The 10,114-nt window shown below is 72.6% G+C and carries 8 protein-coding genes and 1 pseudogene; 7 read left to right on the top strand and 2 right to left on the bottom strand.

What is annotated here, in order from left to right:
* The 6 genes from VIP82_RS14370 to VIP82_RS14345 form a co-directional block, all read left to right on the top strand.
* On the top strand, positions 1-392 hold a 392-nt coding region (locus VIP82_RS14370; protein WP_331909766.1), incomplete at its 5' end, for a tryptophan 2,3-dioxygenase.
* On the top strand, positions 392-1,372 hold the full coding sequence (locus tag VIP82_RS14365) for a hypothetical protein (protein WP_331909764.1): 981 nt from the start codon (positions 392-394) through the stop codon (positions 1,370-1,372). The genes VIP82_RS14370 and VIP82_RS14365, both read left to right, overlap by 1 nt.
* Positions 1,359-2,621 carry a kynureninase gene (locus VIP82_RS14360; protein WP_331909762.1) on the top strand — a complete coding sequence of 421 codons (1,263 nt, stop codon included), beginning with the start codon at positions 1,359-1,361 and terminating at the stop codon, positions 2,619-2,621. The genes VIP82_RS14365 and VIP82_RS14360 overlap by 14 nt, the downstream gene beginning before the upstream one ends.
* A 77-nt stretch (positions 2,622-2,698) precedes the next feature.
* Complete coding sequence (locus VIP82_RS14355) at positions 2,699-4,201, top strand: MFS transporter (protein WP_331909760.1); 1,503 nt, start codon at positions 2,699-2,701, stop codon at positions 4,199-4,201.
* A 93-nt stretch (positions 4,202-4,294) separates the two neighbouring features.
* Positions 4,295-6,124, top strand: coding sequence for an aldehyde dehydrogenase family protein (locus tag VIP82_RS14350; RefSeq protein WP_331909758.1), 1,830 nt, complete (start codon positions 4,295-4,297; stop codon positions 6,122-6,124).
* Complete coding sequence (locus VIP82_RS14345) at positions 6,121-7,821, top strand: GMC family oxidoreductase (RefSeq protein ID WP_331909756.1); 1,701 nt, start codon at positions 6,121-6,123, stop codon at positions 7,819-7,821. The genes VIP82_RS14350 and VIP82_RS14345 overlap by 4 nt, the downstream gene beginning before the upstream one ends.
* 23 nt (positions 7,822-7,844) lie before the next feature.
* Here the strand turns inward: VIP82_RS14345 and VIP82_RS14340 are convergent, their stop codons facing one another.
* On the bottom strand, positions 7,845-9,086 hold the full coding sequence (locus tag VIP82_RS14340) for an FAD-dependent monooxygenase (RefSeq protein WP_331909754.1): 1,242 nt from the start codon (positions 9,084-9,086) through the stop codon (positions 7,845-7,847).
* A 103-nt stretch (positions 9,087-9,189) separates the two neighbouring features.
* Here VIP82_RS14340 and VIP82_RS14335 point away from each other — a divergent pair, with 103 nt between their 5' ends.
* Positions 9,190-9,765, top strand: a complete 576-nt coding sequence (locus tag VIP82_RS14335; protein WP_331909752.1) for a TetR family transcriptional regulator — start codon at positions 9,190-9,192, stop codon at positions 9,763-9,765.
* A 116-nt stretch (positions 9,766-9,881) separates the two neighbouring features.
* Here VIP82_RS14335 and VIP82_RS14330 read toward each other — a convergent pair.
* A pseudogene (locus tag VIP82_RS14330) lies at positions 9,882-10,114 on the bottom strand (DEAD/DEAH box helicase); the annotation flags it as partial.

The following is a 10,114-nucleotide window of genomic DNA, read 5'->3' as shown; positions in this document are numbered from 1 at the left end:
CCGCCGCGCACGCGCTCATCGAGGCGACCCTCGAGGCGCCGAGCCTGTACGACGAGTTCCTCCGGCTGCTGGCTCGTTCGGGCTACCCCATCCCCGCGGCGGTGCTCGAGCGCGATGTGACGAAGGCGTGGACCTACTCTCCCGAACTGGTGCCGGTCTTCACCGAGATCTACCGCGATCCGCAGACGCACTGGGCCGCGTACGAGACGTGCGAAGAGCTCGTGGATCTGGAGGACAACTTCCAGCTCTGGCGCTTCCGCCACCTCAAGACCGTCGAGCGCATCATCGGGTTCAAGACCGGCACAGGGGGCTCCAGCGGAGTGCCGTTCCTGCAGCGCGCGCTCGATCTGACGTTCTTCCCCGAGCTGTACGCGGTGCGGACGGAGCTGTGATGGCCAACGACCCGGAGGCGCTGCGGGACCTGCTCGGCCCCGACGCGGCCCTCTGCCACCGTGCGATCACCGGCGAGCAAGGCGTGTCGCTGCCGCCGTTCACCGACCACCACGCGCACCTGCATCTCGTCGACGAGCGCGCGCTCGCCGCCGGTGGCATCGCGGGCGTCGTCGACCTGGGCGGCGACCCTGTCGCGCTCGCCCGCCGCGACGACCACGGCATCCCGCGCGTGGCGTACGCCGGCGCCTTCCTCACGACCGTCGGCGGCTACCCGGTCGGCCGGGCGTGGGCGCCGCCCGAGATCGCCCGAGAGATCGCGGACCCGTCGACGCACCCCGGGGTGCCCGGCGGCGCGGCGACGGCGGTCGACGAGCAGGCGTCGTTCGGGGCATCCGTCATCAAGGCATCGCTCAACAGCGTCGCAGGACCCGTGCTCGACCGCGGCACGCTGACGGCGATCGTCGAGGTCGCGCGCGAGCGCGGCCTGCCGGTCGTCGCGCACGCGGAGGGAGAGGGGATGCCGCAGCTCGCGCTCGACGCGGGCGTCGCCGTCCTCGCCCACACTCCGTTCACCGGCTTCGTCGGGCGTGCGTTCACGGCCCACGCCGTGAAGGCGGGACAGGTGTGGATCTCGACGCTCGCGATCCACGGTGAGGATCCGGAGGCGGCCGAGTTCGCCCGCGTGAACCTCGCCGGGTTCGCCGCGGCAGGCGGCCGCGTGCTGTACGGCACCGACCTCGGCAACGGCGATCAGCGGGTCGGGGTGAACCCCGACGAGGTCGCGGCGCTCGACCGGGCAGGCATCCGCGGCGCGGCGCTCATCGCGGCGATGGCCGATCCGTGGCCGTTCACCGATCCGCCGCCGGGGGTGTGCACGTTCGTGCCCGGTCCCCCGCCGGCGGGGCTCGACGAGATCGCCGACTGGCTGCGCGACGCGACCGTCGTCCCCACCGAGGAGCTCATCCATGACGACCACTGACACGGCCGGGATCACGACCTCCCCGCTCGAAGCCGAAGCCGCGGCCCTCGACGCGGCGGATCCCCTGCGCACGCACCGCGAGGCGTTCGTCGGGGCCGAGACCTCACTCGTCTACTTCGACGGCAATTCCCTCGGCCGTCCGCTGCGGGCGAGCGTCGAGCGACTGACGGCGTTCGCACGCGACGAATGGGGCGGGCGCCTCATCCGCGGCTGGGACGAGTCCTGGATGCAGCTGCCCTTCGACATCGGCGACGCCGTCGGCCGTGCCGCGATCGGCGCAGCGCCGGGGCAGACCGTTATCGGCGACTCGACGACGGTGCTCCTCTACAAGCTCGTGCGAGCGGCGTTCGACGCCGCGGCCGCTGCCGACCTGGCCCGCATGGAGATCGTCGTCGACCGCGACAACTTCCCCACCGACCGGTATCTCGTCGACGGCATCGCGGCCGAGCGCGGTGGACGCGTCCGCTGGATCGACGTGGACCTCGCGGGCGGCGTCTCGGCGGAGGCGCTTCGTGCGGCCGTAGGGCCGGAGACGGCGGTCGTGCTGCTCTCGCACGTGGCCTACCGGTCCGGGTTCCTCGCGGATGCCGCAGCCCTCACCCGCATCGCCCACGACGCCGGCGCGCTCGTCGTGTGGGACCTCTGCCATTCGGCCGGCTCGGTGCCCGTCGAGGCCGACGCATGGGACTTCGACCTCGCGGTCGGCTGCACGTACAAGTACCTCAACGGCGGGCCCGGCTCGCCCGCCTTCGCCTACGTCGCGACACGTCTGCAGGACCGGCTCGCCCAGCCCATCCAGGGCTGGATGGGCACCGCCGACGTCTTCGCGATGGGCCCGGAATACCGGCCGGCGGAGGGGATGCGGCGATTCCTGTCGGGCACACCGCCGATCGTCGGGATGCTCGCCATGCAGGACACCCTCGCCCTCATCGAGGACGTCGGCATCGCGGAGATCCGCTCCAAGTCGATCGCCGTGACGGAGTTCGCCGTGCGCGTGGCCGACGAGCTGCTGGCCCCGCTCGGGGTCGTGATCGCCTCGCCGCGCGACCCCGCCGCACGCGGCGGCCACGTGACGCTGTCGCACCCCGCGATGCGGGCGGTCACCGCGCGACTGTGGGCCCAGGACGTCATCCCCGACTACCGCGACCCCGGCGGGCTGCGCATCGGCCTGTCTCCCCTGTCGACGTCGTTCGCCGAGACACTCGCCGGTCTGCGGGCGGTCGAGGCCGCCGTCCGCGCCGAGTCCTGAGGCGGAGCGCAGGGGCCCGGCCGACGGCGATCCACAGGGTGGATTCCGAGTCCCAGCCCCTGACCTACACTGGCGCGATGAGCAACGAGGCTCCGCCTGCGCCCGAAGACAGCGCGGCCGTCGGATCGAGCAGCGGGCGTGAGAGCGCATCGATGCGATCCGTCTCCCCTGCGCGGCTGACGCGCGGAACCATCGCGCGCTACGCGACCGGATCGCTCGGCACCGGCGGCTTCTCGACGCTGCCCGGCCTGGTGCTGACGTACTACCTGACCGACTCCCTCGGAGTCGCCGCGCTCGCCGCCGGCGCGGTCATCACGGTCGCGAAGGTGTGGGACGTCGTCATCGACCCCGTCATCGGCGCTCTCACCGACCGCGACCTCGCGCGTCACGGCAGCCGGCGACGGCTGATGCTGATCGGCGCCCTCGCGCTGCCGCTGCTGTTCGCACTGACCTTCGCGGTGCCGCCGTCGCTCGGACCCGTGGTCGCGGGCATCTGGGTGCTGCTCGCCTTCACCTTCACGGCGACGGCGTTCAGCCTGTTCCAGGTGCCCTACATCGCGCTTCCCGCCGAACTGACGCCGAGCTACGACGAGCGCACACGCCTGCTCACCTGGCGCGTCGTGGTGCTGACGTTCGCGATCCTGCTGTTCGGTGCGGGCGGGCCGGCACTCCGCCGCGTCTCGGACGACCCGTTCGTCCAGTACCTCGTGATGGGGGTCGTCTGCGGTCTCGTGATCGGGATCGGGATGCTGGTGGCCACCGGCGTCGCACGGCGCACCACTGTGGCACCCGGCGAGACCTCACCTGACGTCACACCGCAGGAGGGGCACCCGGGCGCCGCCGCCACGGGGATCCGCGAGCACTACGCGTCGGGCATCCGTGCTCTCCGCCGCAGCCGGCCTTTCCGCATGCTGCTGTCGACGTTCGTGCTGCAGGCGCTCGCGACCGGGCTCATGCTGGCCGGCGCCCAGTACGTCGCGACCTGGGTGCTGCACTCGCAGGCGGCGGTCGAGCTGCTGTTCGTGGCCCTGATCGCCCCGGCGCTGCTGGCCGCGCCGGCCTGGGGCGTCGTCGCGCGGCGCCTCGGCAAGGAGCGCACGTTCACGATCGCGAGCATCGTCTTCGCGGTCGCCGCGCTGTCGATCCTCGGCATGCTGTGGGCGCCCGGCGACTGGATCTACGTGCCCGTCGGCATCGCGGGCATCGCGTACGCGGGCATGCAGTCGCTGCCCATGGCGATGCTGCCCGACGTGATCTCGCACGACGAGCGCACCGTGCCGGATGCCGTGGCGGGCGGTGGCGGCCGAGCCGGGTCGTTCAGCGGCGTGTGGACGGCGGGCGAGACGGTCGGCTTCGCGCTCGGCGCGACCACGCTGGCGCTGATCCTCGCCCTGACCGGCTACATCTCGTCGACGGGCGGGCAGGTGGTGGAGCAGCCGGATGCCGCCATCACCGGCATCGTCGTCAGCTTCAGCCTCGCCCCCGCCGTGCTCATCGGACTGAGCCTCCTGACGCTCGCGCGGTACCCGCTCCGTCGGGCCGACATCGAACACCACGAGACCGGGTCGCAGGCGCCGTGACACTGCGTGCCTCGGTGCTCACGGCGTGACGTAGGATCCCCCTGACGGACTCACCGCGCGCGAGTCCCGCGGCGCGAGTTCGAAGGAGAACCCATGTCCCCCACGTCCTCGACCACTCCCGCGAAGCCTCGGAAGACCGCGGCCAAGCGTCCCCCGGCCGGCGCCGGAGCCTCCGACCCTGGACTCCCCGACGACGAGCGGGCGGCGCTCGACGAGGCGATCACCCGGCTCGACGAGGGCGCGCGCGTGTGGATAGCGCTCACGCTCGACCAGCGGGCACGACTGCTCGGCCGGGTGCGCGACGCCGTGGGCGCGGTCGCCCAGGAGTGGGCCGACGCCGCGACGATGTCGAAGGGCCTCGAGCCCGGGCATCCGCTCTCCGGGGAGGAATGGCTCGGCGGACCCTACGCCGTCATCGGACTGCTCGATGCGCTGCGCGAGACCCTCGAGGCCCTCGCGAGGGGCCGGAGCCCGCTCGACGGCGTGACGATCGACGAGGCACCAGGCGGTCGCCTGCGCGCGCACACGTTCCCGCTGAACGGCACCGAGAAGTTCCTGCTCTCGGGCTTCACGGGCGAGGTCTGGTTCGAGCCCGGTGTCACCGCCGACCAGGCACGTCGCGACGCCGGCCTCGCCCAGCTGACGCCTACCGAGCCGGGCGGTGTCGGGCTGGTACTCGGCGCCGGCAATGTCACCTCGATCCCGGTCGCCGACGTGCTGTACGAGCTCTTCGCCCACAACCGCGTCACGCTCCTCAAGGTCAATCCGACGCAGGACGCGATGGTGCCCGTGTTCGAGCGCGCACTGGCGCCGCTCATCGAGCCCGGCTTCGTGCGCATCGTGCGCGGGGGCTCCGCGACCGGCGGGTACCTCACATCGCACCCGCGCATCGCCCACGTGCACATCACCGGCTCGGCAGCCACGTTCGACGCCATCGTGTGGGGTGCTGCGACAGGCTCAGCGACCGGTGAGGGAGACCAGGCAGCGACCGAGCGGGAGCCGAAGCTCAAGGTGCCGATCACGGCCGAGCTCGGCGGCGTCTCTCCGATCATCGTGGTGCCCGGTCGCTGGTCTGCCGCCGACCTGAAGTACCAGGCCGAGCACGTGGCGACGATGCGGCTGGTGAACGCCGGGCACAACTGCATCGCCGGCCAGGTCGTGATCGTCAGCTCCGATTGGCCGCAGCGCGCAGAGTTCCTGCGCGAGCTGCACACGGCCTACGCGGCCGCCCCCGAGCGGCCGGTCTGGTACCCCCGCAGCGACGAGCGGCTCGAGGCTGCGGCATCCGCCTATCCCGACGCGATCTGGTGCGCCGACCGCACCCGCGCGATCGTCGAGGTTCGCGGCGCCGACGGCGGCGACCCCGTCGAGACCGTCGAGTACTTCGCCCCCATCCTGGGTGTGGTCGAGGTCGGCGGCACCGGCCAGGAGTTCCTGGACGCGGCGGTGGCGCACGCCAACGACAAGCTGACCGGCACCCTCGGCGCGAACGTGCTCATCGATCCCGCCACCGAGGAGGCGCTCGGCGCCGGCTTCGAGCGCGCGATCGCCGACCTCCGCTACGGCGACATCGCGATCAACACCTGGACCGCCTTCAACTTCCTCACCGCCCGCCTGACCTGGGGCGGCTTCCCCGGGGCGACGCTCGCGGACGTGTCGAGCGGCATCGGGGTCGTGCACAACGCGCTGCTGCTCGACCGCGTCGAGCGGTCGGTGGCGCGCGGGCCGTTCCGCCCGTTCCCGCGGTCGGTGGGCGACACGATCCGGCGCCGCGGCCTGTCGAAGGCCACCATCCTGCCGACGCCCCCGTGGTTCGTGAGCTCCCGCACCGGTGCCGAGGTGAGCGCCGGGCTGACCCGCTACCTCGTCGACGGCAAGGTGCCCGGGCTGGTCAAGACGCTCACCAAGGCGATGCAGGCGTGAGGCGGAGGCGGCAGGCCGACCGCAGCGCCGGCTTCGGCGCCGACGGGCTGGAGGCGGACTACGTCGTCGTCGGCGCGGGATCGTCGGGTGCGGCCGTGGCCGCGCGACTGAGCGAAGACCCCGCCGTCTCGGTGCTGCTCCTCGAGGCCGGCGGACCCGACAAGGCGATCGAGCTGCATGTGCCGGCCGCGTTCTCGAAGCTCTTCCGCGGCCCGTACGACTGGAACTACGACACCGTTCCCCAGTCACAGCTCGAAGGTCGCACGGTGTACTGGCCGCGCGGCAAGACGCTGGGCGGGTCGTCGTCGCTCAACGCGATGATGTGGGTGCGGGGCTTCGCCGCCGACTACGACGAGTGGGCGGATGCCGCCGGGCCGACGTGGTCGTGGGACGCACTCGTCCCCTACTTCCAGCGCGTCGAGCGCACCTCGGACCCCGCCGACGGCTCCCAGGGCACCCACGGGCCCCAGCCCGTCGAGCACCAGCGGGATCCCCGTGCCCACACGGCGGCGTTCCTGGCAGCGGTGCAGGAGGCGGGGCATCCGGTCACCGCGCCCAACCTGCCGACGGGCCAGGGCTTCTCGCAGACGATGGTGAGCGAGAGCCGCGGCGCGCGCGCCTCGACCGCCGACGTCTACCTGCGCCCCGCGAAGCGGCGCTCGAACCTCCGGATCGTCACCGATGCGCACGTCCGGCGCGTGACCTTCGACGCTCCCGCCGGCGACGGGTCCGGTGCCGGCCTGCCGCGTGCGACCGGGGTGTATGTCGACATCGACGGCATCACCCGCCACGTGCGCGCGCGCCGCGAGGTCGTCCTCTCGGGCGGCGCCGTCAACACGCCGCAGCTGCTCATGCTCAGCGGCGTCGGCCCGGCCGAGCACCTCGCCGAGCACGGCATCGACGTCGTCGTCGACGCCCCCGGCGTGGGCGCCAACCTGCAGGACCACCTGGTCGCCGGACTCGCGCCCGCCGCGCAGGGCGGCACGCTGTACGACGCCGACAAGCCGGCCGAGCTCGTCAGATACCTGGCGACGCGGAGGGGGATGCTGACCTCCAACGTCGCCGAGGCCTACGGCTTCGTGCGCACGGAGGTCGCCGACCGCGCGGGCGCGCCCGAGGGGCTCCCCGACATCGAGATCATCTTCGCCCCGGTGCCGTACGTGGGCGAGGGGCTGATCCCCACACCGGCGCACGGGCTCACCGTCGGCGCGATCCTGCTGCGCCCGCGCAGCCGCGGGACGATCCGGCTCGCCTCGGCCGACCCGGCCGCGCCGCCGCTCATCGACCCCGCGTACCTGTCCGACCCTGAGGGCGTCGACACGGCGACGATGCTCGCCGGGCTCGCGGAGTGCGAGCGACTCATCGACACCGACGCGCTGCGCGCGATCACGACAGGTGGCGGCGCAGAGCCGCTGAGGTGGGTGCAGCCCGAGGGCGGCGACCGCATGACGCCTGTGGAGCGGGCCGAGGTGTCGCTGCGCCGGTACTCGCACACGCTCTACCACCCCGTCGGCACGGCCCGGATGGGAACGGATGCCGCCTCCGTCGTCGACCCCGAGCTCCGCGTCCGCGGGGTCACGGGCCTCCGGGTGGCGGACGCCTCGGTGATGCCCGCCGTGATCCGCGGCCACACGAACGCGCCCGCGATCGTGATCGGCGAGGTCGCCGCCGACCTCATCCTCGGCCGCCGCGTCTGACCCGCCTTCGTCTCGTCGGCGCGTCAGGCCACCGTCAGCGGGGCCACTTCGGGCAGCGGCAGGGAGGTGCCGCCCGCGAACATCCGCCGCACGAGCGGCAGCGTCGCCCGCGAGAACATCAGGCCGGTGAGCGCGCGCGATACGGCCGCCTCGAGGCGGTTGGCGGGCACCATGCGCTTGATTCCGCCTCCCGGGATCTCCTTGCCCTGGGCAGCGAACGGCGCGATGTCGGCCGAGTAGCGGCGCAGCGACCCCATGGTGTCGCCCGGCGACGAGGCCAGGCGCGCCGCCAGCAGGTAGGCACCGATGAGCGCGGTCGCCGTGCCCTGACCGGTCATCGGGGACCCGCACGATGCGGCGTCGCCGAGCAGCACCACCCGACCGTTCGCGACGTCCGGCACGTCGATGCGCACGAGCTCGTCGAAGTACAGATCGGATGCCTCGCTCAGCGCCGCCAGTACGCTCGGGGCGTGCCATCCGGCGCCGGCGATACGCTCGCGGATCAGCGCCTCCTGTGCCGCCCGGTCGCCGCGCAGGGACGGGTCGCGGTCCATGCGCAGAGTGAGGATGGCTTTGGAGGTCGACGGGTCCAGGTCGGGCCGGATGCCGAACGTCGCACCGGGCACGAACCGCAGTGCGAACCAGCCCTCCTCGAGATCGGCGGGCGTCGGCATCGTGAAGAAGGCGGCGTACCCGCCCAGGTAGGTGGCGAACCGCTTCTCGGGGCCGAACGCCAGCCTGCGCGTCGCGGAGTGCACGCCGTCCGCGCCGACGACGACGTCGAACCGTGCCGGCCGGGCGTGCTCGAACTCGACGTCGACGCCGGTGGCGTCCTGCGCGAGTGCGGTGAGCCTGTCGCCGAATCGCAGGTCCAGCAGCCCGGGTCGCGTGTCGGCCGCCGCATGCAGCGCATCGAGCAGCACCTGGGCGAGATCGCCGCGGGCGATCTCGATCTCGGCCACCGCACCCTCGCCGTCGAAGTCGGCCATCGACATTCGGCCGAAGACCCGCCCCTGCCCGTCCACGTACGACATGCCCTGCTCGTGCACGCGCAACGCATCGATGCCGGGCATGAGCCGCATTCGTTCGGCGACCTCGCGGCTCGCACCGCGGAGGTCGACGGCCTGACCGCCGGCGCGGGGCGCGTCCGCACGCTCGACCACGGTGGCACGGATGCCGGCGCGGACGAGTTGCAGGGCGAGAGCGAGGCCCGCGATCCCCGCGCCGGAGACCAGGACGTGTGGCGCGCGATCGAAGTCGTTCATGAGGCATCCCATCAGTCAGACGTTTGTGTGAGACATATGTCTAACACACGTATTGGACGCTTGTCTAGCACGTGCGTCTTAGACACGTCGATAGGATGGCCGCATGGGCAATCGTGAAGACCTGCTGGCCGGAGCACGACAGGTGATCATGGAACGCGGCGTCGCCAAGGCGACAGCGCGCGACATCGCCGCGGCGGCAGGGGTGAGCCTCGCCGCGATCGGATACCACTTCGGGTCGAAGGACGAGTTGATCAGCGCCGCTCTGACCGAATCGCTCGGCAGCGGGATCGGCGACGCGATGGAGGCGATCGTCGAGGAGACCGCGTCACTCCCCCTGCTCACCGGATTCGCGGCGCTCTTCGACCGCATGCCCGAGATCTTCGCGGCGAATCGCGAGGCGCTGCTCGCGAGCCTGGAGAATTCCGTGCGGATGACGCGTGGCGACGGCCCCAGCCAGACGTTGACGGATGCCACCGACCAGGCGCACCTCGGCATCGTCGAGGTGCTGCGCGCGGCCCGCCCCGACATCGGCGAAGCCGACCTGAGCGCGATCGCCAAGCTCGACTTCGCGCTCGTCCAGAGCCTGGGTCTGATGTGGCTCGTCAGCCCCGAGTCCCTCCCCACGGGCGAGGAGCTCGCGCGCGCCGTCGCAGCCCTGGCCGCCGAGGCCCCCGCCTGACTCCTCACTCCGTCGCGGCTCCGCCGTCACGGATGGCGGAGGGACAGGGATGGAGACGCGAAACGCCCCGCCGCACAGAAGTGCGCCGGGGCGTTTCGTGAAGGGATGCCGGGAGGTCAGCGACCGCTGCGGCGGTTCGTGCCGTTCGGGCGGACGACGGAGCCGACCATCAGCTTGCCGCTGCCCGTCGACGAGGCGCGGCGGCCCTGGGTGCGCGGGTTGCCGGCCGGCTGGGCCGACCGGGTGTGGCCGGCGCTCTGATCGTGACGCTGGTGCGAACCCTTGTCGTACGCGCCGGCGGCGTCGCGACGCTGACCGCCAGAGGCCTGCTGACGCGTCGCGCCCTGCG

Origin of the sequence: Microbacterium sp. (assembly GCF_036566905.1) — a bacterium.
Lineage (GTDB): Bacteria > Actinomycetota > Actinomycetes > Actinomycetales > Microbacteriaceae > Microbacterium.
Note: the sequence above shows the minus strand (reverse complement) of the source record. Positions and strands in the feature narration are given on the sequence as shown.

Bases quoted from the DNA above. Each gene is read 5' to 3' on its own strand.
- VIP82_RS14365 (WP_331909764.1), top strand. From the start codon at position 392: ATGGCCAACGACCCGGAGGCGCTGCGGGACCTGCTCGGCCCCGACGCG.
- VIP82_RS14360 (WP_331909762.1), top strand. From the start codon at position 1,359: ATGACGACCACTGACACGGCCGGGATCACGACCTCCCCGCTCGAAGCC.
- VIP82_RS14355 (WP_331909760.1), top strand. From the start codon at position 2,699: ATGAGCAACGAGGCTCCGCCTGCGCCCGAAGACAGCGCGGCCGTCGGA.
- VIP82_RS14350 (WP_331909758.1), top strand. From the start codon at position 4,295: ATGTCCCCCACGTCCTCGACCACTCCCGCGAAGCCTCGGAAGACCGCG.
- VIP82_RS14340 (WP_331909754.1), bottom strand. From the start codon at position 9,086: ATGAACGACTTCGATCGCGCGCCACACGTCCTGGTCTCCGGCGCGGGG.
- VIP82_RS14335 (WP_331909752.1), top strand. From the start codon at position 9,190: ATGGGCAATCGTGAAGACCTGCTGGCCGGAGCACGACAGGTGATCATG.